The organism is Pseudooceanicola sp. LIPI14-2-Ac024 (assembly GCF_042188925.1).
Lineage (GTDB): Bacteria > Pseudomonadota > Alphaproteobacteria > Rhodobacterales > Rhodobacteraceae > Pseudooceanicola.
Window position 1 is genome coordinate 2,120,514 of the sequence record NZ_CP170102.1, and the last position, 23,421, is coordinate 2,143,934.

At 68.2% G+C, this 23,421-nt stretch carries 27 protein-coding genes; 16 read left to right on the forward strand and 11 right to left on the reverse strand.

The features are described 5' to 3' along the window. Window positions 1-164 precede the first annotated feature (164 nt). Window positions 165-440, reverse strand: coding sequence for a hypothetical protein (locus ACE2AC_RS10415; protein WP_375692024.1), 276 nt, complete (start codon window positions 438-440; stop codon window positions 165-167). Between the two features lie 348 nt (window positions 441-788). Beyond that, entirely contained in the window at window positions 789-1,241 is a 453-nt protein-coding gene (locus ACE2AC_RS10420) for a MarR family winged helix-turn-helix transcriptional regulator (RefSeq protein ID WP_375692025.1), read from the reverse strand. Between the two features lie 84 nt (window positions 1,242-1,325). Between ACE2AC_RS10420 and ACE2AC_RS10425 the strand changes: the two genes are divergently transcribed. Continuing rightward, the gene (locus tag ACE2AC_RS10425) at window positions 1,326-1,817 is read left to right on the forward strand and encodes a PaaI family thioesterase (protein ID WP_375692026.1); all 492 of its coding nucleotides are present in this window, start codon (window positions 1,326-1,328) and stop codon (window positions 1,815-1,817) included. Between the two features lie 200 nt (window positions 1,818-2,017). Here ACE2AC_RS10425 and ACE2AC_RS10430 read toward each other — a convergent pair whose 3' ends face one another. From ACE2AC_RS10430 to dgcN, 4 genes are all read right to left on the reverse strand, one after another. Next, window positions 2,018-2,326, reverse strand: a complete 309-nt coding sequence (locus ACE2AC_RS10430; protein ID WP_375692027.1) for a hypothetical protein — start codon at window positions 2,324-2,326, stop codon at window positions 2,018-2,020. A gap of 214 nt (window positions 2,327-2,540) precedes the next feature. Further along, window positions 2,541-3,404, reverse strand: a complete 864-nt coding sequence (locus tag ACE2AC_RS10435) for a D-amino-acid transaminase (protein WP_375692028.1) — start codon at window positions 3,402-3,404, stop codon at window positions 2,541-2,543. A gap of 22 nt (window positions 3,405-3,426) precedes the next feature. Next, complete coding sequence (gene dgcA, locus ACE2AC_RS10440; protein ID WP_375692029.1) at window positions 3,427-4,392, reverse strand: N-acetyl-D-Glu racemase DgcA; 966 nt, start codon at window positions 4,390-4,392, stop codon at window positions 3,427-3,429. A gap of 104 nt (window positions 4,393-4,496) precedes the next feature. After that, window positions 4,497-5,498, reverse strand: a complete 1,002-nt coding sequence (gene dgcN / locus ACE2AC_RS10445) for an N-acetyltransferase DgcN (protein WP_375692030.1) — start codon at window positions 5,496-5,498, stop codon at window positions 4,497-4,499. A 321-nt stretch (window positions 5,499-5,819) separates the two neighbouring features. On the opposite strand from dgcN, the gene ACE2AC_RS10450 reads away from it, so the two are divergent. After that, window positions 5,820-6,782, forward strand: coding sequence for an L-malyl-CoA/beta-methylmalyl-CoA lyase (locus ACE2AC_RS10450; RefSeq protein ID WP_375692031.1), 963 nt, complete (start codon window positions 5,820-5,822; stop codon window positions 6,780-6,782). A 72-nt stretch (window positions 6,783-6,854) separates the two neighbouring features. On the opposite strand, the gene ACE2AC_RS10455 is transcribed toward ACE2AC_RS10450, so the two are convergent. Continuing rightward, the gene (locus ACE2AC_RS10455) at window positions 6,855-7,454 is read right to left on the reverse strand and encodes a hypothetical protein (protein ID WP_375692032.1); all 600 of its coding nucleotides are present in this window, start codon (window positions 7,452-7,454) and stop codon (window positions 6,855-6,857) included. A gap of 69 nt (window positions 7,455-7,523) precedes the next feature. Continuing rightward, window positions 7,524-7,952, reverse strand: coding sequence for a peptidylprolyl isomerase (locus ACE2AC_RS10460; protein WP_375692033.1), 429 nt, complete (start codon window positions 7,950-7,952; stop codon window positions 7,524-7,526). A 172-nt stretch (window positions 7,953-8,124) separates the two neighbouring features. Here ACE2AC_RS10460 and ACE2AC_RS10465 point away from each other — a divergent pair, with 172 nt between their 5' ends. The 14 genes from ACE2AC_RS10465 to ACE2AC_RS10530 all read left to right on the forward strand — a co-directional run bounded on the left by ACE2AC_RS10465 (window position 8,125) and on the right by ACE2AC_RS10530 (window position 19,871). Beyond that, complete coding sequence (locus tag ACE2AC_RS10465; RefSeq protein ID WP_375692034.1) at window positions 8,125-8,811, forward strand: haloacid dehalogenase type II; 687 nt, start codon at window positions 8,125-8,127, stop codon at window positions 8,809-8,811. Then, window positions 8,811-9,638: an alpha/beta fold hydrolase gene (locus tag ACE2AC_RS10470; protein WP_375692035.1), complete on the forward strand. Its 828-nt coding sequence runs from the start codon at window positions 8,811-8,813 to the stop codon at window positions 9,636-9,638. The genes ACE2AC_RS10465 and ACE2AC_RS10470 overlap by 1 nt, the downstream gene beginning before the upstream one ends. Beyond that, window positions 9,635-10,624, forward strand: a complete 990-nt coding sequence (locus tag ACE2AC_RS10475) for a threonine/serine dehydratase (RefSeq protein ID WP_375692036.1) — start codon at window positions 9,635-9,637, stop codon at window positions 10,622-10,624. The genes ACE2AC_RS10470 and ACE2AC_RS10475 overlap by 4 nt, the downstream gene beginning before the upstream one ends. An 83-nt stretch (window positions 10,625-10,707) precedes the next feature. Beyond that, complete coding sequence (pobA, locus tag ACE2AC_RS10480) at window positions 10,708-11,874, forward strand: 4-hydroxybenzoate 3-monooxygenase (RefSeq protein ID WP_375692037.1); 1,167 nt, start codon at window positions 10,708-10,710, stop codon at window positions 11,872-11,874. Beyond that, a complete protein-coding gene (gene pcaD, locus ACE2AC_RS10485) occupies window positions 11,874-12,662 on the forward strand; it encodes a 3-oxoadipate enol-lactonase (protein WP_375692038.1) in 789 nt (262 codons plus the stop codon). The genes pobA and pcaD overlap by 1 nt, the downstream gene beginning before the upstream one ends. After that, window positions 12,655-13,041, forward strand: coding sequence for a 4-carboxymuconolactone decarboxylase (gene pcaC, locus ACE2AC_RS10490; protein WP_375692039.1), 387 nt, complete (start codon window positions 12,655-12,657; stop codon window positions 13,039-13,041). The genes pcaD and pcaC overlap by 8 nt, the downstream gene beginning before the upstream one ends. Further along, the gene (gene pcaH, locus ACE2AC_RS10495) at window positions 13,034-13,765 is read left to right on the forward strand and encodes a protocatechuate 3,4-dioxygenase subunit beta (RefSeq protein WP_375692040.1); all 732 of its coding nucleotides are present in this window, start codon (window positions 13,034-13,036) and stop codon (window positions 13,763-13,765) included. The genes pcaC and pcaH overlap by 8 nt, the downstream gene beginning before the upstream one ends. After that, entirely contained in the window at window positions 13,765-14,364 is a 600-nt protein-coding gene (pcaG, locus tag ACE2AC_RS10500) for a protocatechuate 3,4-dioxygenase subunit alpha (RefSeq protein ID WP_375692041.1), read from the forward strand. Before pcaH ends, pcaG begins: the two co-directional genes overlap by 1 nt. Continuing rightward, window positions 14,361-15,065 (forward strand): alpha/beta fold hydrolase, encoded by a 705-nt coding sequence (locus tag ACE2AC_RS10505; RefSeq protein ID WP_375692042.1) that lies wholly within the window; start codon window positions 14,361-14,363, stop codon window positions 15,063-15,065. The genes pcaG and ACE2AC_RS10505 overlap by 4 nt, the downstream gene beginning before the upstream one ends. Beyond that, a complete protein-coding gene (locus tag ACE2AC_RS10510) occupies window positions 15,065-16,390 on the forward strand; it encodes an adenylosuccinate lyase family protein (RefSeq protein ID WP_375692043.1) in 1,326 nt (441 codons plus the stop codon). Before ACE2AC_RS10505 ends, ACE2AC_RS10510 begins: the two co-directional genes overlap by 1 nt. A 155-nt stretch (window positions 16,391-16,545) precedes the next feature. Then, complete coding sequence (locus ACE2AC_RS10515) at window positions 16,546-17,628, forward strand: zinc-binding dehydrogenase (RefSeq protein ID WP_375692044.1); 1,083 nt, start codon at window positions 16,546-16,548, stop codon at window positions 17,626-17,628. Between the two features lie 4 nt (window positions 17,629-17,632). Further along, window positions 17,633-18,859, forward strand: a complete 1,227-nt coding sequence (locus tag ACE2AC_RS10520) for a mandelate racemase/muconate lactonizing enzyme family protein (RefSeq protein ID WP_375692045.1) — start codon at window positions 17,633-17,635, stop codon at window positions 18,857-18,859. Between the two features lie 95 nt (window positions 18,860-18,954). Beyond that, on the forward strand, window positions 18,955-19,164 hold the full coding sequence (locus ACE2AC_RS10525; protein WP_375692046.1) for a hypothetical protein: 210 nt from the start codon (window positions 18,955-18,957) through the stop codon (window positions 19,162-19,164). A gap of 80 nt (window positions 19,165-19,244) precedes the next feature. Beyond that, a complete protein-coding gene (locus ACE2AC_RS10530; RefSeq protein ID WP_375692047.1) occupies window positions 19,245-19,871 on the forward strand; it encodes an acetyltransferase in 627 nt (208 codons plus the stop codon). Window positions 19,872-19,879: 8 nt separating this feature from the next. Here the strand turns inward: ACE2AC_RS10530 and ACE2AC_RS10535 are convergent, their stop codons facing one another. From ACE2AC_RS10535 to gmd, 3 genes are read right to left on the reverse strand one after another with little or no spacing between them, the layout of a single operon-like run. Continuing rightward, on the reverse strand, window positions 19,880-21,301 hold the full coding sequence (locus ACE2AC_RS10535) for a mannose-1-phosphate guanylyltransferase/mannose-6-phosphate isomerase (RefSeq protein ID WP_375692048.1): 1,422 nt from the start codon (window positions 21,299-21,301) through the stop codon (window positions 19,880-19,882). A 15-nt stretch (window positions 21,302-21,316) separates the two neighbouring features. Next, window positions 21,317-22,297: a GDP-L-fucose synthase family protein gene (locus tag ACE2AC_RS10540; protein WP_375692049.1), complete on the reverse strand. Its 981-nt coding sequence runs from the start codon at window positions 22,295-22,297 to the stop codon at window positions 21,317-21,319. Then, the gene (gene gmd / locus ACE2AC_RS10545) at window positions 22,294-23,421 is read right to left on the reverse strand and encodes a GDP-mannose 4,6-dehydratase (RefSeq protein ID WP_375692050.1); all 1,128 of its coding nucleotides are present in this window, start codon (window positions 23,419-23,421) and stop codon (window positions 22,294-22,296) included. The genes ACE2AC_RS10540 and gmd overlap by 4 nt, the downstream gene beginning before the upstream one ends.

The following is a 23,421-nucleotide window of genomic DNA, read 5'->3' on the forward strand; positions in this document are numbered from 1 at the left end:
GAAGGGGCTGGCTCAACTCGCTCAGCCCCCATCCGTAGGGGGATCTTCTGCATCCGGGCCGATGTAGGCCGCGGCAGCGCTGGCGGAGAGGCTGAGCCCCGCCGCCAGCACCAGGGGCACCCACCGTCGGGCGCCTGAGAGATCACCTCGGCACGTCATGCCGATCAGCGGTACTGAGCCGCGGTCTTGCCCTGTGCGTTCTCGTTCGACGAGAAGACGTACTGGTTCACGGTGTCCTGGCCGATCAGGGCCTGTTCACGCGGGGAGTAGACCGACGCGGTGTCGACCTTGATGGCTTCGCCGGTGGTCGGCTCTGCCGTCACGACACCCACTTCGTATTCGCGGGTCGGAACGTTGGCATCTGCCGGGGCATAGGCCAGGGCCGAGCCAGCGAGGAGGACGGTTGCGAGTGCGCCGGAAGTCAGGGTTGCGAGTTTCATGTCTTTCATCCTTTTGTCTGCGAGGGCGGGTTGTTTGCCCTCGACTGACGGGGATGTGGCCCTCTTCGGCGGAACCTTCAAGATTTACGCACAGAGACAAGGGAACGCCGGATGAACAAGGTTTCTTGGCGGTGCCTTGAAAGGATATTCATTATATTTCAGCTGCTTGAGGCAAAGTTTCCCGATTTTGCGCCAGATCATGAATTTCACAAAACCGTTACGAAACGCACCGATGATGTCGTTTATGGGCCTCATAGCGTCGTATTTACTACTAAACTGAACAGTTCAGATTAATTTGCTAAGCAGTATGTGCAGGATTGCACAAGGCGCATGGACCGGTGGCCGCGCCTACCGGCCCAGCCGGTCGACACCCTGCATCAGCGACAGGATATCCTCGGCGCCCATGTCACGGGCGACCTCGTCCTGCGCGGCCTTCCATGCCTCCGAGGCCGCCACCATGCGCCGCGCCCCCTCTTCCGTGAGGCGCAGGATCCGCTGGCGGCGGTCCTCGGGATCGACGTCCGAGGTCACCAGCCCGTCGCGCTCCAGCAGCGCCAGCCCGCGTGACAGCGTCGACTGGTCCATCTCGGTCTTGTCGGCCAGCCGCTGCACCGTCGGGCGCTTCATCACGTGGATCCACGGCAACAGCGAAAATTGCGCGATCGTCAGCCCGTGCTCGGCCAGCACCGCGTCGTATCGACGGATCAGCCGCCGCGACGCCCGGCGCAGCGCCAGGCAGTAGCAACTGCCGGTCAGAAGCTCTTCGACCGCCTCTGTCGTCTCGATCTCTTCCGCGCACATTTCCGCCTCCGCCACAGTCTTCCCTTGACTTCGATGCATATGCATGGATTTTAGATGCATAGCCATACAAATGGATGCTAGCCGATGACCCTTTCCCAGTCCATCCAGCCCGTGAGCTTCGGCCTGGCCCGTCCCGACCAGGTCGCCGGCCTCACCGGGCTCGAGATGCTGAACGCCATGCTAGCCGGAGAGCTTCCCGCCCCGACCATGGCCGAGACTCTGAATTTCATCCTGACCACCGTCAGCGAGGGAGAGGCCGAGTTCCGCGGCACACCCACCGACGCCTTCTACAACCCCATGGGGATCGTGCACGGCGGCTGGGTGATGACCCTGCTCGACTCGGCGCTCGGCTGCTCGGTGCAGACCACCCTTGCCGCGGGCGAGGGCTATGTCTCGCTCGACACCGACGTGAAGTTCGTCAAGGCGATCACCGCCGACACCGGCGAGGTCACGGTGACCGGACGGGTGCTGACGCGCGGCCGCCAGATCGCCACGGCCGAGGGCCGCGCGGTGGACGCCAAGGGCCGGGTCCTGGCGCTCGGCACATCGTCCTGCCTGGTGCGGCCGCTGCGCTAGGGGCTTCCCGGCGGGCGCGGAACCTGAACCCAAGCGCCCGCCGGGCTTTCCGGACGCCGGTCATGGGGCCTCCCGCCCCGCTGGGCCGCGCACCGGACCCGCCGCCGGATTTCTCCCACCCCTGGGCCGGCGGCGGGAACCAGGCATGCCACGGGCCGCCCCTTGGACAAGGGGCGGCCCGTGGCTGTCAGGGGGGCCTTTCAGCGCAGCCGCGCCGCCTCGTCCTTGGGATTGCCGCCCAGGGTATCGGCGCTTGCGTCCCGCTCGAACACGTACTGACGCACGGTCGGCTGGCCGATCATGTAGGCCTCGTACGGGTCATAGACGCTGCGAGTCGGCACCACCTCGACCCGGTCGGCCTGGGTCACCTGCCCGACCACCCGGCCAACCTCGTCGGTGGCTGGCGCGACGGCCCGGCCCGTCCGGGCGTCCTGCGCCATCACGGCACCCGCGGAAACCACCGCAACGGCCACCGCGAGGACGGGCGTGACACGTCCAATGCGTTTCATCTGGGTTCTCCTTCTCTGCCGTGCCACGCAGAGCCTGGCACCTGCACCAGACTTGCGGCCATCCCGCGCCGGGACAAGCCGCGCGCCCTTCACGTTGACGTGCCGCGCCGCAACGTGGCCCACGCGAAGACGGGGCCGCACCCCCGTGCGACCCCGTTTGCATCGTGCCGTCAGGTCCCGCCTGCAGGCGCCACGGGCGCCGCGCGATCCGGGTTCAGACAGCCGCCTTGCGGCTTTCGTCCAGGTAGATTTCCCGCAGCCGCGCAGCGACCGGCCCCGGCTTGCCGGTGCCGACCTCGGCGCCGTCGATCCGGACCACCGGCATCACGAAGGCCGAGGCCGAGGTGAAGAACGCCTCGTCCGCATCCTTGGCCTCGTCGATGGTGAAGGACCGCTCCTCGACCTCCATCTGCGCCTCGCGGGCGAACCGCAGGACGGCGGCGCGGGTGATCCCGTGCAGGATCTCGTTCGACAGCGCGCGGGTGATGATCTTGCCGCCCTTCACGATGTAGGCGTTGTTCGAGGTGCCCTCGGTCACCATCCCGTCCTCGACCAGCCAGGCATCATCGGCGCCCGCCTTCTTGGCCATCATCTTGCCCATCGAGGGGTAGAGCAGCTGCACCGTCTTGATGTCGCGGCGGCCCCAGCGGATGTCCTCGATTGAGATCACGCTGATGCCGGTCTTCGCCACCGGGTTGTCGGCGAGGCCGGGCTTCGACTGGGTGAAGAGCACGATGGTCGAGGGCGTCGTCGCCGGATCGGGGAACACGAAGTCCCGGTCGCCGGGCGCGCCGCGGGTGATCTGGAGATAGATCATCCCCTCCTCGATCCCGTTCGCCCTGACCAGCTCGCGGTGGATCTCCAGCAGTTCGTCCATGGTGCAGGGCGCGGCCATGTCGAGCTCCTTCAGCGAGCGCTCAAGCCGCTTGGCGTGACCCTCGAAATCGACCAGCTTGCCGTCCAGGACGCTCGTCACCTCGTAGACGCCGTCGGCCATCAGGAAGCCGCGGTCGAAGATCGACACCTTGGCCTCTTCCTCGGGCAGGTAGTCCCCGTTCACGTAGACGGTGCGGCTCATCATCAGTCTCCTAAATGTCCTGTCAGCCCCAGAGGGTCGCTTCGGGCGGGTAGACGCCCTTTTCATCGAAACGCAGCGGCGCGTCGCGGTCTTCCGCCAGAAGCAGCGGGCCGTCAAGATCGGTCACCATCGCCCCCTGCGCCAGCAGCGTGGCGGGCGCCATGGCGAGCGAGGTGCCCACCATGCAGCCGACCATGATCTCGTAACCCTCGGCCAGCGCGGCCTCGCGCAGGGCCAGCGCCTCGGTCAGGCCGCCGGTCTTGTCGAGCTTGATGTTCACCACGTCGTACTTGCCCTTGAGCTTGGGCAGGCTGGCGCGGTCATGGCAGCTTTCGTCGGCGCAGACCGGCACCGGGCGGTCCATCCCGATCAGCGCCGCGTCGTCGCCCGCGGGCAGCGGCTGCTCCACCAGCGCCACGCCGAGGCGCACCAGGTGCGGCGCGAGGTCGGCATAGACCGGCGCCGACCAGCCCTCGTTCGCATCGACGATGATCTTCGATTTCGGCGCCCCGCGCCGCACGGCCTCGAGCCGGGGCATGTCGTCGGGCGTGCCGAGCTTGATTTTCAGAAGCGGCCGGTGCGCGTTCTTGGCGGCCTGCGCCTCCATCTCGGCCGGTTCGGCCAGCGACAGGGTGTAGGCGGTGATCTCGGGTCCCGGCACCGGCAGCCCGGCGAGGTCCCAGGCCCGCTGGCCCGCGCGCTTGCACTCGAGGTCCCAGAGCGCGCAGTCCACCGCGTTCCGCGCGGCGCCCGCGGGCAACAGGCCCTGCAGCTCGGCCCGGGTGAAGGCGGCAGGCAGCCCCTCGATCTCCTCGGTCACGCTCTCCAGCGTCTCGTCGTAGCGCGCGTAGGGCACGCATTCGCCCCAGCCGCTCACGCCGCCGTCGGTCACCTTGACCGTCAGCACCTTCGCCTCGGTCCGCGACCCGCGCGAGATGGTGAACACCTGCGCCAGCCGGAACGTCTCTGCCTTAACCGAAATATCCAATGGCCCGGCCTTCCTCTGGTCTCATATCCTGGGGGAGCGCGAGGGGCAAAGCCCCCTCGCCCTGTCATAGATGATGTGCGCGGGCTTGCCCGCGCCCCTTTGGATCAGATCACGGCGAGCGCGTCCACCAGCCGGTCGGCGCCGTGGCGGTAGGGATCGACCGCCGGAAGACCCATCCGTGCCTCGACCTCGGCCAGGTAGGCGCGGGCCTCGTCCTCACCCAGGTGCTGGGTGTTGACCGAGACGCCAATCACCCTGCAATCCGGGTTGGCGACCTTGGCCAGTTCCAGCGCCATGTCACGCACCGCCTCGAGCGAGGGCAGCTTGTAACCCGGCAGGCCGCGCATGTGGTCGCGGGTCGGCTCGTGGCAGATCACCAGCGCATCCGGCTGTCCGCCGTGCACCAGCGCCATCGTCACGCCGGAGTAGGAGACGTGGAACAGGCTGCCCTGCCCCTCGATCATGTCCCAGTGGTCGGCGTCGTTGTCGGGCGTCAGCCATTCCACCGCACCGGCCATGAAGTCGGCGATCACGGCATCGAGCGGCACGCCCTCGCCGGTGATCAGGATGCCGGTCTGGCCGGTTGCGCGGAACGAGGATTTCAGCCCGCGCTCCTTCATCACGCGGTCCATCGCCAGCGCGGTATACATCTTGCCGACCGAGCAGTCGGTGCCGACGGCCAGGCAGCGCTTGCCGGTCCGCTTCTCGCCGTTGGCGATCGGGTACTTGACCGACGGCACGCGCACGTCGTGCAGCTTGCGGCCCGTCGCCTCGGCGACGGCCTTGAGGTCGGGTTCGTCGCGCAGCAGGTTGTGCAGGCCGGAGGCGAGGTCGAAGCCCTCTTCCAGCGCCGCGATCAGCACCTTCTTCCACGCCTGGGAGATCACGCCGCCACGGTTCGCCACGCCGATCACCAGCGTCTTGGCGCCCGCCGCCTTGGCCTCGGCCAGGGTCATGTCGGGCAGCTTCATGTCGGCCTTGCATCCGTCCATCCGGAACTGGCCGACGGCATTGTCGGGACGCCAATCGCGGATGCCCTGCGCCACCTTGGCGGCCAGCGGGTCGGGCGCGTCGCCCAGGAACAGAAGATACGGGGTCTCGATCATGGCAGTCCTCGTCAGGAGAATTCGTTGCTGCGCAGGAAACAGGATTCGCCGCGGGATTGCTTTGCAATTTGAGCGTTTCCGCACCGCAGCACGCAAGATTGTCCGAAATCCCGGCACTTCCCGCGAAGAAACTTTCGCGAACCGCGGGATGTCCGCTTCGCGCGCGCCATGCGCCGCCGGCACGCGGTCGCACGGGGCGGGGCGCACGCCCATCCTCCTTCGGCGCGATGCTGCAGCCGCGAAAGCCCCTTGCAGCGATGCGCGCAATTTCATAACCCGGACCCCGAAGATTTCGTAATTTCATTGCCGAGAGGTTCCGCCATGTCCTTCCGCATCCAGCCCCAGCCCGCCGCCCGCCCGAACCGCTGCCAGCTGTTCGGCCCGGCCTCGAACACCAAGCTGCCGCCGAAGATGGCGGCCTCGGCCGCGGACGTGATCAACCTCGACCTCGAGGATGCCGTCGCGCCCGACGACAAGGAGATGGCGCGCAAGCTGGCGGTCGAGGCGATCGGCGACATCGACTGGGGCCGCAAGACGCTGTCGGTGCGGATCAACGGGCTCGACACGCCCTACTGGTACCGCGACGTGGTCGACCTGCTGGAACAGTCGAGCGACCGGCTCGACATGATCATGATCCCCAAGGTCGGCTGCGCCGAGGACATCTACGCGGTCGACGCCCTCGTCACCGCGGTCGAGAAGGCCAAGGGCCGCACGAAGCCGATCAAGTTCGAGGTGATCATCGAAAGCGCCGCCGGCATCGCCCACGTGGAACAGATTGCCGCCGCCTCGCCGCGACTGGAAGCCATGAGCCTCGGCGCCGCGGATTTCGCCGCCTCGATGGGCATGCAGACCACCGGGATCGGCGGCACGCAGGAGGATTACTACATGCTCCGCGAGGGCCAGAAATACTGGTCCGACCCGTGGCACTGGGCGCAGGCGGCGATCGTCGCGTCGTGCCGGACCCACGGCCTGCTGCCGGTCGACGGGCCCTTCGGCGACTTCTCGGACGACGAGGGCTTCCGCGCGCAGGCGCTGCGGTCCGCGACGCTCGGCATGGTCGGCAAGTGGGCGATCCATCCCAAGCAGGTGGCGCTGGCGAACGAGGTCTTCACCCCGCCCGAGCACAAGGTGACCGAGGCGAAGGAAATCCTCGCCGCGATGGAGGAGGCGACGAAATCCGGCGCCGGCGCGGTGGTCTACAAGGGACGGCTGGTCGACATCGCCTCGATCAAGCAGGCCGAGGTGATCGTGAAGCAGGCCGAGCTCATCGCCGCCAACGGCTGAGCCCGTGGCAAAACCCGGGGGCGCTGCCCCCGGACCCCCGGGATACGGGACCAGAGGAAGGACCGGCGCAGGCTAGTCCTTCCGCGCGTCCACCTTCTGGATGCGGCTGCGGGAGGCCTCGACGCCGCTGGCGTAGCCATCGGCATCGCCGTAATCCATGAAACCGGCATAGTGGCGGTGCCGGCCGCGCACGCGCATCGCGTGCTTGATCGGGCACCAGTAGGCCTCGGTCCGGCCGGCGACCTCGGCAACATAGGCGATCAGCCCGTTCACGTAGCCGCAATAGACGCAGTTCAGCTTCTGGATCGAATTGAGATAGCCCAGCTTGTGCCGGTCGATGCGGATGAACTCAGACCGTTTCACCATCGGGATGCCGTAGGCAGGGAAACAGACCGCCTGGTAGAGCGAGACCCAGAGGTCGAGCAGCGCGAAGGGAACGATGAGGGAATAGATCACCGGCGCGGTCAGGATGTGCCGCAGCGGGGCGCCTGTGATGAAGGCGAGAAGCCTCTGCCGCATGTCGCGGTGGCGCTGCAGGACCGCGCGGTCGAACCGCACCCGTCCGCTTTCCACGTGGTAGTGAAAGAGCAGCCGCTGCCGGTGGTATTCGCCTTCCAGCTCGTCTTCGAGCGCGTGGATGCGATCGCGGATCGCCGCAATTCTCTCGTTCATGACGTCCCTCCGGTCATCGCCCCGGCGCAAGCCTAGCGCGGGGCGGACCGGAGGGTCAGCCAAAATGTGTCAGGCGATCTCGACCAGCTCGATGGCAAAGGTCAAGTCGCGCCCGGCGAGCGGGTGGTTCGCGTCGAGCGTCACCTCGGTCTCGGTCACCTCGGCCACCGTCACGGGCATCACCTGGCCCTGCGGCGTCTGCACCTGCAGCTGCAGGCCGGGCTGGACCTCGATCTCGGCCGGGATCTGGTCGCGCGGGACGGATTGCATCGCGCCCGGCTCGCGCTCGCCGTAGGCCTCGGCGCAGGGCACCTCGACCGTCTTCTTGTCGCCGACGGTCATGCCGGGGATCGCCTTGTCGAGGCCGGGGATGATCTGGCCCGAGCCCACGGTGAATTCCAGCGGGTCGCGGCCGTCCGAGCTGTCGAAGGTCGTGCCGTCGGCCAGGGTGCCGGTATAGTGAATGCGGACGGTATCGCCCGGTTTTGCTGCGCTCATGGCGGCTCCAATCATGAATCATGTCAGGGGTGAGTTTGCCGGGGCCGATCTCTACGGGTTGCCCGGTCTTGCCGTCCAACCTAAGCGCCGCGTCCCCATATTGCAAACCGCCCCTTCCGCCCCGCCGCGCCGCGTGGCAGGGTCGCGCGGCAGCCGAAAGGGAGGGCCGGGCATGACTGTGACCACCTGCGTCTTTGACGCCTACGGAACCCTGTTCGACGTGGCCGCCGCCGCGCGCGCCGCCGCCGCGGAACCGGGGCGGGCGCGTCTGGCCGCCTGCTGGCAGGCGCTGGCCGAGGATTGGCGGATCAAGCAGCTGTCCTATTCCTGGCTGCGCGCCGTGGCCGGGGACCACACGGATTTCTGGCAGGTCACGCAGGACGCGCTGGACTGGTCGCTGGAGAAGCACGCGCTGGACGGCGACGCGGCCCTGCGCGACCGGTTGCTGGCGCTTTACCGCGACCTGGAGGCCTACCCCGAGGTGCCGGCCTTGCTGGCCGCGCTGAAGGCGCGCGGGCTTGCAACCGCGATCCTGTCCAACGGTTCGCCCGGGATGCTGGGCGACGCCGTCGCCTCGGCCGGGATAGGGGACGTGCTGGACGACTGCCTTTCGGTCGAGAGCGTCGGTGTCTTCAAACCGGCGCGCGCGGTCTACGACCTCGTCGGACAGCGTTTCGGCACCCGGCCCGAGGAGGTCCTATTCGTCTCGTCCAACGGCTGGGACGCGGCGGCGGCGGCGGCCTACGGTTTTGTCACGCTCTGGGTCAACCGCCGGGGCGAACCGGTCGATCGCCTGCCGGGCCAGCCGCGGCATGTCCTGTCCGACCTGTCGGGCGTGCCTGACCTGGGGGTCTTCTGATGCCGCATTTCACCGCGCCTGACGGCATCCGGCTCTGGTACGAGGAGGCGGGCGAAGGCCTGCCACTGCTCTGCCTCTCCGGGCTCACCCGGAATGCCCGCGACTTCGACTTCGTCGCGCCGCACCTGGCGGGTGTACGGATGATCCGCATGGATTACCGCGGGCGGGGCAAGTCCGACTGGTCGCCCCCCGAGACCTACGATGTCGGCGTCGAGATGCGGGATGCTCTGGCACTCCTGGACCTGCTGGGGATCGACAAGGTGGCGGTGCTGGGCACCTCGCGCGGCGGGTTGATCGGGATGATGATGGCGGCCACGGCGAAGGACCGGCTGATGGGCCTCGCCCTGAACGACGTGGGGGCCGAGGTGAACGGCGCGGGCCTGCAGGCGATCCGCGACTACATCGGGCGCGACCCGGCGCAGAAATCGGTCGAGGAGGCCGCGGCCTTTCGCCAGCAGGCCAATGCGACGGCCTTCCCGGGCGTGCCGCTCGACCGCTGGATGGCGGATGTCCGAAACACCACCCGGGACACGCCGGAGGGGTTGAAGATCAACTACGACCCGGCGCTCGCCGCCGTTGTCACCGCCGGGCCCGAGGTGGCCGAGACGATCGCGCTCTGGCCGCTTTTCGACGCCGTCGCGCCCCTGCCCTGCGCGGTGATCCACGGCGTCAACTCGGACCTGCTGACCGACGCGACCGTGTCCGAGATGGCCCGGCGCAACCCGGACCTGATCGTGGCCGAGGTGCCCGACCGCGCCCATATTCCCTTTCTTGACGAACCCGAGGCGCTGGCGGCGCTGACGGCATGGCTGGAGCAGATGAAATGACCGACTTCGCAATCACGGTGGCCGATATCGAGGCCGCCGCAACCCGGACCGCGGGCCACCTGCGGCGCACCCCGCTGCTGTCCTCGCCCTTCATCGACGAGATCGCCGGGCGGCGCGTGCTGGTGAAGCCGGAATGCCTGCAGCACACCGGATCGTTCAAGGCACGCGGCGCATGGTCCGCGATCTCGGCGCTGGCCCCGGACGTCCGCGCCAAGGGCGTGATCGCGTTCTCCTCGGGCAACCACGCGCAGGGGGTGGCCTGGGCGGCGCGGAGCCATGGCGTGCCCTCGGTCATCATCATGCCCGCCGACGCGCCCGCGCTGAAGATCGCGAACACCCGCGCCTATGGCGCCGAGGTGGTGCTATATGACCGCGAGAAGGAAGACCGCGACCAGATCGGGGCCGAGATGGCGGCGGCGCGCGGCCTGACGCTGGTCAAGCCCTTCGACGAGCCGATGGTGATCGCCGGCCAGGGCACGACCGGGCTCGAGATCGCGGAACAGGCGGCCGAGGAAGGCGTCGAGACCGCAGACGTCCTGGTCTGCTGCGGCGGCGGCGGCCTGACCTCGGGCATCGCGCTGGCACTGTCGGACCGCGCGCCGGGCCTGCGGGTGCGCCCGGTGGAGCCCGAGGGCTTCGATGACGTCGCCCGCTCGCTGTCGGCCGGGGCGATCCAGCGCAACAACCGGATGGGCGGGTCGATCTGCGATGCCATCGTGACGCCCCAGCCCGGCAACCTGACTTTCCCGATCCTCTCGTCCCTCTGCGGTCCGGGACTTGCCGTCAGCGATGACGAGGCGCTGTCGGCCGTGGCCGAGGCGTTCCTGCGGCTCAAGATCGTGGCCGAGCCCGGCGGCGCCGTGGCGCTGGCCGCCGCGCTGACCCGGCAGGACCAGATCGAGGGCGATGCGGTGGTGGTGGTCGTGTCCGGCGGAAACGTCGATCCGGCCATGTTCGCAAGGGCGCTGGAGTCGCGCGGGAAATAGCCGAAAGCGGCGTTTGTCGCGAATTTGATTGACATTGCCAACCAAATTCACCACCCTGCGCCGTGCGAACAGGGGAGGTTCTCATGCGTTGTCAGGTCGCCATCATCGGCGGCGGACCTTCGGGTCTGCTGCTGTCGCAACTGTTGCATCGCGCCGGAATAGACACCGTTGTGCTGGAACGGCAGAGCCGGGACTACGTGCTCAGCCGCATCCGCGCGGGCGTTCTGGAATGGGGCACGGTCGAGATGCTGCGCGAGGCCGGGGTCGGTGCGCGCATGGACGCCGAGGGCTTTCCCCATGACGGCACCTACCTCGCCTGCCGGAACGAAGGCTTTCGCATCGATTTCAAGGACCTCGTCGGCAAACAGGTGATGGTCTACGGCCAGACCGAGGTGACCCGCGACCTCTACGAGGCGCGCGACCAGATGGACGGCAAGGTGATCCACGGGGTCGAGGGTGTGGTGATCCACGGCGCCGACACCGACGCGCCCCACGTGACCTACACGCTGGACGGCACCGAACATCGGCTGGATTGCGACTGGGTGGCGGGCTGCGACGGCTTTCACGGCGTGTCGCGTCAGACCATCCCGGACACGGTGCTGAAGGAATTCAAGCGGGTCTATCCCTTCGGCTGGCTCGGGATCCTGTCCGAGACAAAGCCGGTCTCGGAAGAGTTGATCTATGCCCAGCATAGCCGCGGCTTTGCGCTCTGCTCGATGCGAAACGCGCATCTGTCGCGCTACTACGTGCAGGTGCCGCTGACCGATAAGGTCGAGCAATGGTCCGACGACGCCTTCTGGGACGAGCTGAAGCGCCGGATCCCCGCCGAGGCCGCCGAGAGCATCGAGACCGGCCCGTCGATCGAGAAGAGCATCGCGCCGCTGCGATCGTTCGTCGCCGAGCCGATGAAATGGGGCCGCCTGTTCCTGGTCGGCGATGCCGCGCACATCGTGCCGCCGACCGGGGCGAAGGGGCTGAACCTGGCCGTCTCGGACGTGCACTACCTCTACCACGCGCTGGTTCAGGCCTATCAGGGCGACGACCACGGCGTGACGCATTACTCGGAACAGGCCCTCGCCCGGGTCTGGAAATCCGAACGCTTCTCGTGGAGCATGACGGGGCTCCTCCACCGCTTCCCCGACCGCGGCGATTTCGAGGCCCGGATGCAGGAGGCGGAACTGGACTATCTGCAACATTCCCGGGTGGCCCAGATGTCGCTCGCGGAGAATTACGTGGGGCTTCCGTACTGATGAAGATCGCCGACCTCGGAGACATCAAGATCCACTATGCTGACGAGGGCGACCCACAGGGCGCGCCCATCGTCTTTGCCAACTCTCTCGGGACCGACTTCCGGCTCTGGGACAAGATCGTGCCGCAGCTGCCCGCCGGGCTGCGCGTCATCCGCTATGACAAGCGGGGCCACGGGCTGAGCGAGGTGAAGCCGGCGCCCTATTCGATGGGCACGCTGGTCTCGGACGCCGAGAAGCTGATGGACCACCTGGGCGTGAAGGACGCGCTGTTCGTCGGTCTCTCGATCGGCGGGATGATCGCGCAGGGGCTGTCGGTGAAGCGGCCGGACCTGGTGCGGGCGGTGGTGATCTCCAACTCCGGCGCCAAGATCGGCACCAAGGAGATGTGGGACGACCGCATCGCGGCCGTCCGCGCAGGCGGCATCGCCGCGCTGGCGGATGCGATCATGGACCGCTGGTTCGCCAAGCCGTTCCACGCGACCGAGGAATTCCACGCCTGGCGCAACATGCTGCTGGCCACCCCGGTCGAGGGCTATGTCGGCTGTTCCGCCGCCATCGCGGGCACCGATTTCTACACCCCGACCTCCAGCCTGCGCATCCCCGCGCTCGGCATCGCGGGGGCCGACGACGGCTCCACCCCGCCCGACCTGGTGCGCGAAACCGTCGACCTCATCCCGGGCTCCCGGTTCGAGCTGATCCGCAAGGCGGGCCACCTGCCCTGCGTCGAACAGCCCGAGGACTACGCCCGCATCCTGAACGACTTCATCAAGGGGACCGGCCATGTCTGAGAAATACGAAACCGGCATGAAGGTGCGCCGCTCGGTGCTGGGCGACGCCCATGTCGACCGCGCCGAGGCCGCCAAGACCGAGTTCGACCAGCCCTTCCAGGAACTGATCACCGAAGGCGCATGGGGCACGGTCTGGGCCTCGGACGGGCTGACGAAACGCGAACGCTCGCTGGTGACGCTGGCCCTGCTCGCGGGCCTCGGCAACTTCGACGAGGTCGCGATGCACATCCGCGCCACGGCCAACACCGGCGCGACCAAGAAGGACATCCAGGAAGTCATGCAGCACGTGGCGATCTACGCGGGGGTGCCCAAGGCCAACCACGCCATCAAGATCGCCAAGGCCACATATGCCGAGATGGAGGGCAAGAAAGATGATTGAAGACCTCGGGCCGCTGGTGCCCCGCAACCGGGAGATCCACCCCCCGGCCTACGCGGTGGACTACAAGACCAGCGTGCCGCGTTCCCCGAACCAGGCCCTTCTGTCGATGGAATCGACCCCGTCGGAAGAAACCGGTCCGCGCTTCGGGCACAACATGCTCGGCGCGCTCGACAACAACCTGATCCTCAACTGGACCAAGGGCGAAAGCCCCGCGGTCGGTGAACGCATCCTCGTGCACGGTCGCGTCCTCGACGAGTTCGGCCGCCCGGTGCCGCACACCCTGGTCGAGATCTGGCAGGCCAACGCGGGCGGGCGCTACCGCCACGTGAAGGACACCTACTTTGCCCCGATCGACCCGAACTTCGGCGGCTGCGGCCGGACGATCACGGACGAGAACGGGTATTACGAGTTCCTGACGATCCGCCCCGGCGCCTATCCCTGGCCGAACCGCGGCAACGACTGGCGCCCGATGCACATCCACTTCTCGATCTTCGGCCACAGCTTCGGCCAGCGCCTGATCTCCCAGATGTATTTCCAGGGCGACCCGCTGATCGACCTTTGCCCGATCGCCAACACGATCCGCGAGCGCAGCCACCTCGACCGGCTGGTGGCGCCCCTCGACATGGCGAAATCGCGGCCGCTCGACTTCCTCGCCTACAAGTTCGACATCGTCCTGCGCGGCCGTCGCCAGACCATGTTCGAGAACAAGCTGGAGGGCATGTGATGGTCCAGAAACTCGACATCCTGCAGGAATCTCCGTCGCAGACGGCAGGCCCCTACGTCCACATCGGCTGCATGCCGAGCTTCGCGGGCAACGCCGGCGCCTACGAGACCGAGATCGGGACCTCCCCCATCGAGGACGGCGCCAAGGGTGAGGTCATCACCATCCGCGGCCAGGTCATCGACGGCACCGGCTGGGCGCTGCGCGACGCGATGATCGAAAGCTGGCAGCCGGACGCCGCGGGCAAGTTCCCCGGCCAGGAGGGCGCCGATCCCAAGGTCTCGGGCTTCTGCCGCTTTGCCGCCCATGGCGAAAGCGGGGAGTACGAGCTGAAGACCGTGAAGCCCGGCAAGGTGCCCGCGCGCAGCGGCGGTTTCCAGGCGCCGCACATCTCGCTCTGGATCGTGGCGCGCGGGATCAACGTGGGCCTGCAGACCCGCATCTACTTCGAGGACGAGGACAACGGCGACGATCCCCTGCTGAAGCGGATCGAACAGCGGCCCCGCGCGGACACGCTGATCGCCAAGAAGACCGGGGACGGCGAATATCGCTTCGACATTCGCTTGCAGGGCGCCGGGGAAACCGTTTTCCTCGACTTGTGACACGGATTCTTCTCATCCACGGGGCGTGCCATGACCAATGGTGCTGGCACGCGACCCTCCCGCTTCTGGCGGCCGGGGGCCACGATGTCGTGGCCCTCGACATGCCGGGGCGTGGCGGCGACGGCCGCGATCCCGCGACGCTGACGCTGGCCGACCAGGCGCAGGTGATCCTCGACGCGGCGGGCGACGGCGCCCTGCTGGTGGGTCATTCCGCCGGCGGCTTCTCGATCTCCGCCGCGGCTGCGGCCGCACCCGAAAAGGTGCAGGGCCTCGTCTATGTCGCGGCGCTCCTCCCGCAGGAGGGTGACACGCTGGTCGGCAAGATGCAGGGCCTCTCGGCCACCGAACGCCCGCGCTTCCGCCGGGCGGGGGACGGCGCCTACATCTTCGATACCGAGGGCGCGGCGCACTTCCTCTACAACGGCGTCGATCCCGCCCTGGCCGAGGAGGCCGTCGGCCACATCGTCCCCGAACCCTCTGCCCCGCATGGCGAGTCGATCCGCCTTTCGCCGGATTTCGCGGACATTCCCAAGACCTACATCCGCTGCACCGAGGATCGGGTCATCCCGTCCGACGACCAGGCCCGCATGGCCCGCGACGGCAGCGCCGAGATGCATGACATGACCACCGGACATTCCCCCTTCCTCTCCGATCCCCGGGGCCTTGCCGCCCTGATCCTCCGCGCGGCGGAGGGGCTCTGATGGCCGCCTCCCCGCACGACAGCCAGCTCTACGCGAAACTCTTCCCCACCGGCGGGATCGGACGGCTCTTCACCGACGGGGCCGAGGTCCGCGCCATGCTGCTGGTCGAAGGCACGCTGGCCAAGGTGCAGGGCGCGGCCGGGATTATCCCCGAGGTGTCGGCCGCCTTCATCCACCGCTCCGCGATGGAACTGGCGCTCGACCCCGGCGAGATGGCCGAGGCGACGGGCACCAACGGCGTGCCTGTCCCGGCCCTCGTCGCCGCGTTCCGGAAAGAGATGAAGGCCCCCGAACACGCGCAGTTTGCCCATTGGGGCGCGACTTCGCAGGACATCATGGACACCGGGCTGATGCTGCGGCTGCGGCAGGCGCTCTCGCTCTTCGATGAAGGCCTTGGCGCGCTGCTGTCCGACCTCGCCACCCTTGCCGAAGCCTATGCCGATCTGCCGATGCCCGGCCGGACCTACGGCCAGCACGCCACGCCGGTCAGCTTTGGTTCGGTCGTGGCGCACTGGGGCTTTCCGCTGATCGATCTGCGCAGCGAACTGCTGGGCATCCGCAAGGAACTGCCGGTGTCGCTCTCGGGCGCGGCCGGCACCGGGTCGGAATTCGGCGCGCACCCGGAAGAGCTCCGGGCGGAACTGGCCAAGGCGCTCGGCCTTGCCGATCCGCAACGATCCTGGCACGCCGACCGCGGCCCGGTGCTGCGCATCACCGGCTGGATGGCCCGGCTCGCCGCCGCGCTCGGAAAGATGGGCGAGGACCTGATCCTGTCGACCCAGACCGGCATCGGCGAGGTGCGGCTCGGCACCTCGGGCGGGTCGTCGACCATGCCGCAGAAGCAGAACCCGGTCGGCCCCTCGGCGCTGCTCGCGCTGGCCCGGCACGTGGCGGCGCTGCACGGCGCGATGCTCTCGGCCGGTCATCCGCGACAAGAACGCGACGGCGCCTCGTGGTTTACCGAGTGGCTCAGCCTGCCGCAGCTTGTCCTCTCCGCCGCATCGGCGCTGGAGACCGCGCGCGAGCTGGCGCCCGGCCTGACCCCGGTGCCCGCCGCCATGGCCGATGCGCTCGCCTCCAGCGCCGGGCTGATCCACGCCGAGGCGCTGTCGTTCCGGCTGGCCGAGCACATGCGCCGCCCCGAGGCACAGGCCGCCGTCAAGGACGCCTGCAAGCGGGCCATCGCCGAAGACCGCCACCTGCGCGACATCGCCGCCGAGACTTGGCCCGGGATCGAGACAGCGGAGCTCTTCGACCCCGCGCAGGCCCTCGGCGCCGCCCCGCACGAGGCGCGCCGCTTTGCCGCCAAGGCGCGCGAAGCCTGAACCGCGCCACCGCGCCCGGCCTGCACCGCCGGGCGCCGCCGCACCGGAACGCGGCCACGTGACGCAACGAAAATTTCGACAAGTGGAATTGAATTTCGCGCTTGCGTGCTAAACCCCTCCCCGACAAGGTCACGTCGAACCGGGAGGAGAAAGACATGCAAACCATCAAGGCCGCCGTCTGCCGCGAGCACAACACGCCACTGGTGATCGAGGAGATCCAGCTGGCCGATCCCCAGATGGGCCAGGTCGAGGTCGAGATCGACGCGGTGGCGATCTGCCATTCCGACATCTCCTTCCAGCAGGGCGGCTTCAATCGCGCGCTCCCCGCGGTCTTCGGTCACGAGGCCGCCGGCACGGTCACCCGCGTGGGCGACGGCGTGAAGGGCGTTGCGGTCGGCGACTCGGTCTGCGTCACCCTGATCCACGCCTGCGGCCAGTGCACCACCTGCGGCTCGGGCCGCCCGACGCTGTGCGAAACGCCCTATGACGGGATGAAGGGCCCGCTGTCCAAGGATGGCGAGCCGATCTTCCAGGCGATGGCCAGTGGTGCGTTCGCCGAGAAGGTCGTGGTCGACCAGAGCCAGGTCTGCACGATCCCGGCGGACATCCCCAAGGACGTCGCCTCGCTGATCTCCTGCGGGGTGATCACCGGTGTCGGTGCCGCCACGCTGGCCGCCGGTATCCGCGTGGGCCAGGACGTCGTGGTCATCGGCGCGGGCGGTGTCGGGCTGAACGCGATCCAGGGCGCGGTGATCGCCGGCGCGCGGCGCGTCGTGGCCGTCGACATGCTGGACGAAAAGCTCGAGGTCGCGAAGGAATTCGGCGCGACCGACGTGGTCTCGGCCGGGGGTGAGAAACCCTGGTCGGCGGTCAAGAAGATCCTCGGCCGTGGCGCCGACGTGGTTCTCGTCACCGTGGGCTCCGCCCCGGTCTACGAACAGGCGCCCCGCTACCTCGGGATGGGCGGCAAGGTGATCATGGTCGGCCTGCCGCATGGCGACAAGACGGTCACCTTCTCGCCGCTCGTCGTGGCAGGCCAGGGCCAGGGCTACATCGGTTCGATGATGGGCGACGTGGTGGTGAAACGGGACATCCCGTGGATCATCGACCTGTACAAGCAGGGCCGCCTGAAACTGGACGAACTGATCTCGGGGCGCTACGCGTTCGACCAGATCAACGAGGCGATCGAGAACACCAAGACGGGCACCGCCCGGCGCAACGTCATCGTGATGAAGTGATCCGGTGAGGCTCGACAGTCTCGATATCATCGTCACCGCCCCGCCCGCTCCGGGCTGGGGCGGGCACTACTGGATCCTGGTGAAGGTCACGACCGACACCGGGATCACCGGCTGGGGCGAGGTCTATGCCGCCTCGGTCGGGCCCGAGGCGCAGAGCGCCGTCATCCGCGACGTGTTTGACCGGCACATGGCGGGCGAGAACCCCGAGAACATCGAACTGATGTTCCGCCGCGTCTATTCCAGCGGCTTCACGCAGCGCCCCGACCTGACCGTGATGGGCGCCTTCTCGGGCCTCGAAATCGCCTGCTGGGACATCCTCGGCAAGGATCGCGACCGCCCGGTGCATGCGCTGATCGGCGGCCGGATGAACGACCGGCTGCGCGCCTATTCCTACCTCTATCCGCTGCCGCAGCACGACGTCGCGGGCTTCTGGAACGATCCCGACCAGGCGGCGGAAAGCGCGCTGGACCTCGTGGCGCGTGGCTACACCGCGGTCAAGTTCGACCCCGCCGGCCCCTACACGATCCGCGGCGGGCACATGCCCGCGCTCAGCGACATCACCCGGTCTGCCACCTTCTGCCGGTCGATCCGCGATGCGGTCGGCGACCGGGCCGACCTGCTCTTTGGCACGCATGGCCAGTTCTCGACCGCCGGGGCCATCCGCATGGCGCAGGCGCTCGAACCCTATGACCCGCTCTGGTTCGAGGAACCGGTGCCGCCCGACAATCCCGACAGCATGGCCGAGGTCGCCCGCGCGACCTCGATCCCCGTCGCGGCGGGCGAGCGGCTGACCACCAAGGCCGAATTCGCCACGCTGCTGCGCACCGGGGCCGCGACCATCCTGCAGCCCGCCCTCGGCCGCGTGGGCGGCATCTGGGAGGCCAAGAAGATCGCGGCCATGGCCGAGGCGTGGAATGTCCAGATGGCCCCGCACCTCTACTGCGGGCCGGTCGAATGGGCCGCCAACATCCATTTCGCCGCCTCGATCCCGAACCTCCTGATGATCGAGACGATCGAGACCGGGTTCCATTCTGCGCTGATCAAGGATGCGATCACGGTCGAGGACGGCCACGTCGTCCCGCCCTCGGCCCCGGGCCTCGGCTTCGAGATCGACGAGGACCTTGCCCGCGCGCATCCCTGGACGGGCACCTCGCTGCACCTCCAGATGCAGGAGGCGCCCTGCGACTACGCGCAGGAGAACCGGTTCCAGGGCGGCGCGCCACGCGACTGACCGGCCATCCGCAGCTTCCGCGATAGCCGCGGTTCTGCTAACCTGCCCGCGGGGAACGACGTCGCGCCGGGAGAGCGCGGCGCGAGGAAACGCGTATGACACATTACGAACGGCACGCCGCCGCGCGGCGCGCCCTGTTCGAAACCGCTGCCGAGGCCCACGCCCGGCGCGGCTGGGTCTTTCGACCGCTCGTCTGGATCTACCGCGGCATGGCCGCCGCCCTGCCCGCGCTCAAGGCCCCGCCAAGGCGCACGGCCGAGGGTACGCCGCCACCCGCCACCGCGCGGAAGGCCGGGCCGATCTGAACACGCGTGCAGGCAGGCCTTGCAACCGGGGCCGCCAGACCGCCTAATGCCCTGAACCAGCGGACCGGCGGCCAAGGATCATGCAACGCCTCGTCATCATCGGTTGCTCAGGTAACGCGTCCGAGATCCTCGAGGACGTGGCAAGCACCCATGACGTGGTCGCGGTCCTCGACGACAACCCGGCGCTGGCCGGCCACACCTTTCACGGCATCCCCGTCGCGCCGCTGTCGACGGTCGGCGATCATCCGGACGCCCGGTTCCTCTTCACCATCGGGTCGGAAAAATCGTTCCGGCGGCGGGCCGAACTGCTTTCGAGCCTGCACCTGCCCCGCGACCGATTTGCGACCTTCATCCACCCCTCCGCCCATGTCTCGGCCCGCGCGTCTGTCGGCACCGGCGCGATCCTCTACCCGGGCGTGGTGGTCACTGCCGGGGCAACGCTGGGCGATCATGTCGTGGTGCTGCCGAACACGGTCATCCAGCACGACACCCGGATCGGGGACTTCACCCTTATCGGCGCCAACGTGACCATCGCGGGCGGCTGCACGGTCGGGGACAGCTGCTACATCGGCAGCGCCAGTTCGATCCGGAACGGGATCACCGTGGGCCCGGGCGCGCTGATCGGCATGGCCGCGAACGTGACGCGGGACGTGGCGGCGGAGAGCGTCGTGGCGGGCAACCCGGCACGGCCGATGCCGCCCGCCTGAACACGTGTTCAGGCCCGGGCGTAGACGTCTTCGTAGCGGACGATGTCATCCTCGCCCAGGTAGGCGCCGGTCTGCACCTCGATCAGCACCATCGGCACCTTTCCGGGGTTCTCCATCCGGTGGACCGCCCCCAGCGGGATAAAGACCGACTCGTTCTCGGACACCAGCTTGACCATGTCGTCCACGGTGACCTTGGCCGTGCCGCTGACGACGATCCAGTGTTCGGCCCGGTGGTGGTGCGATTGCAGCGACAGCGCGGCCCCGGGGTGGACATGGATGCGCTTGACCTGGAACCGGTCGCCGATCACCAGGCTCTCGAACCAGCCCCAGGGGCGGTGGTCCTTGGGAAAGGTCTCGGCCTGGGCGACCTTGCGGGCCTTCAGGCGGGCGACGGCCTTGTCAACCTCCTGCGCGCGCGAGGCGTCGGCGACCAGGACGGCATCCGGCATCGCCACCGCGATCACGCCCTTGAGGCCCAGCCCCACGATCTCGAGCCTGTCGTCCTCGGACCGCAGGAGGGTGTCTTCGCAGTCGATCGCCGTGGCAGGGCCCCGGGTCGCGACGCCATCGGCATCGCGCGGCGCCTCGCGCCAGACCGCGTCCCAGGCACCGAGGTCGGACCAGCGGTCGGCGAAGGGCACCACCTTCACGTTGGCCGCCTTTTCCAGCACCGCGTAGTCAAGAGAGATGGTCGGCGCCTCGCGCCACGCGGCCGGATCGAGCCGCAGGAACCCCAGGTCGGCCTTCACCCGGTCGAGCCCCGCCACCACCGGCCCCATCAGGTCGGGTGCGTGGGTCCGGAAGGCATTCACCATCCCCCTGGCCGAGGCCAGCACCATGCCCGAGTTCCACAGGTACGTCCCGTCGTCGACCATGCGCTCGGCCTCGGCCGCGGCGGGCTTCTCGGTGAAGCGGCTGAGCGCGAGCGGGCGGGCGCGTCCGGGGGCCGGCATCTCGCCCAGTTCGAGGTAGCCATATCCGGTTTCGGCATGTGTCGGCGTGACGCCGAAGGTCACCAGCGCCCCGTCCCGCGCGCCGGGAAGCGCGGCGCGGACCGCCGCGTGAAACGCCGGGACGTTCGGGACCACGTGATCGGACGGCGCGACAAGCATGATGCCGTCCGTGTCCCTGCCCTGCAGGTAGAGCGCGGCGGCCAGCACCGCGGGGCCGGTGTTCCTGCCCTCGGGTTCGAGCAGGATGGCGGCGGGTTCGATGCCCAGTTCCGCCAGCTGTTCCTTCACGATGAACCGGAAATCGACGTTCGTGACGACGACCGGCGGGCCGAAACCCTCACCCGCGAAGCGCCCGGCCGAAGCCTGGAACAGCGTCTCGTCCGCTGTCAGCGGAACGAACTGTTTCGGATAGCTCTTGCGCGACAAGGGCCACAGGCGCGTGCCCGTCCCCCCGCAGAGCAGCACTGGCGTGATCATGTCCACCTCCCTCGATCAGGCACGTCGAAGCTTGGCCGGTTCCTGCGACAGGAACCACTGGTAGGTCTCGCGGACCCCGGTCCGCAGCGGAATGCGCGCCGACCAGCCCATCCGCGCCAGCCGGCTGACATCCAGCAGCTTGCGCGGGGTGCCGTCGGGCTTGGACTCGTCAAACACGATCCGGCCGGTGAAGCCGACGACCTCGGCGATCATCTCGGCCAATTGGCGGATCGACACGTCTTCGCCGGTGCCGACGTTCACGTGGCTCAGCATCGGCTCGACGTTCTCGGCATAGGCGTCCCGGTCGAGGCCCAGCACGAAGAGGCAGGCATCGGCCAGGTCCTCGACATGCAGGAATTCGCGGCGCGGCGTGCCGGTGCCCCAGACGACGACCTCGGGCGCGCTGGTCTTTCGCGCCTCGTCGAAGCGCTGCATCAGGGACGGCAGGACATGCGAATTCTCGGGATGGAAGTTGTCACCCGGCCCGTAGAGGTTCGCCGGCATCACCGACCGGTAGTCGCGGCCGTATTGGCGGTTGTAGCTTTCGCACATCTTGATCCCGGCGATCTTGGCGATGGCGTAGGGCTCGTTGGTCGGCTCCAGATCGCCGGTCAGCAGCTCGCTTTCCCGGATCGGCTGAACCGCCAGCCTGGGATAGATGCAGGACGACCCGAGCAGGAGCAGCCGGTCGATCCCCGCCGCGTGCGACTGGTGGATCACGTTGGCCTGGATGATCAGGTTCTCGTAGATGAATTCGGCCGGATAGGTGTCGTTGGCGAGGATGCCGCCGACCTTGGCGGCCGCCAGGATCACCAGATCGGGCTTCTGTGCGCGCATGAAGCTGCGGACCGCCACCTGGTTGGAAAGGTCCAGCTCTTCGTGCCCGCGGGTGAGGAGCGACAGGTCCTCACCGCGCGCGATCCGTGCCTCGAGCAGCCGCAGGATTGCGCTGCCCACCATCCCCCGATGTCCCGCGACAAAGATCTTCGTCGTCATGACACGTGCTCCAGCGATATCGGGATGTCGTGGCCGCCTTCCTTGAGGAAGGCGTGCCGCCGCGCGATCTTGAGGTCCGCCGCCACCATCTCGGCGCACATCTCGCGCGCGGTGATCTCGGGCTCCCATCCAAGCCGCACCTTGGCCTTGGAGGGATCGCCGAGCAACGTCTCGACCTCGGCCGGGCGGAAATACTTGGGGTCGATCCGCACGACGATGTCGCCGGTCGCGACATGCGGCGCGCGATCCGGATCGACGGCCGCGACGATGCCGACCTCGTCCAGCCCCTCGCCCCGGAACACGATGTCGATCCCCGCCTCGTGCGCCGCCCAGGTGATGAACTCCCGCACCGAGTACTGCTTTCCGGTGGCGATGACGAAGTCGTCGGGCCGCTCCTGCTGGAGCATCAGCCACTGCATGCGGACATAGTCCTTCGCGTGGCCCCAGTCGCGCAGCGCGCCGATGTTGCCCATGTAGAGACAGCTTTCCAGCCCCTGCGAGATGTTGGCGATGGCGCGGGTGATCTTGCGGGTGACAAAGGTCTCGCCCCGGCGCGGGGACTCGTGGTTGAAGAGGATGCCGTTGCAGGCATACATCCCGTAGGCCTCGCGGTAGTTCACCGTGATCCAGTAGGCATAGAGCTTGGCCACCGCATAGGGGCTGCGCGGGTGGAACGGCGTCGTTTCGGTCTGCGGCACGCTCTGCACCAGCCCGTAGAGTTCGGAGGTGGAGGCCTGGTAGAAGCGCGTCGTCTTTTCCATGCCGAGGAAGCGCGTCGCCTCGAGCAGGCGCAGCGCGCCGAGCGCATCCACGTCCGACGTATGCTCGGGCTCTTCGAAGCTGACCGCGACATGGGACTGGGCGCCGAGGTTGTAGATCTCGTCCGGGCGAACCTCGGACAGGATGCGCGTCAGGTTCGACGTGTCGGTGAGGTCGCCGTAGTGCAGCGCAAAGCGCTGGTTGGTGGCATGCGGGTCCTGGTAGATGTGGTCGATCCGCTGCGTGTTGAACGAGGACGCCCGCCGCTTGATGCCGTGCACCTCGTAGCCCTTCTGAAGCAGGAACTCGGCCAGGTACGATCCGTCCTGTCCTGTCACGCCGGTGATCAATGCGCGTTTGGTCAT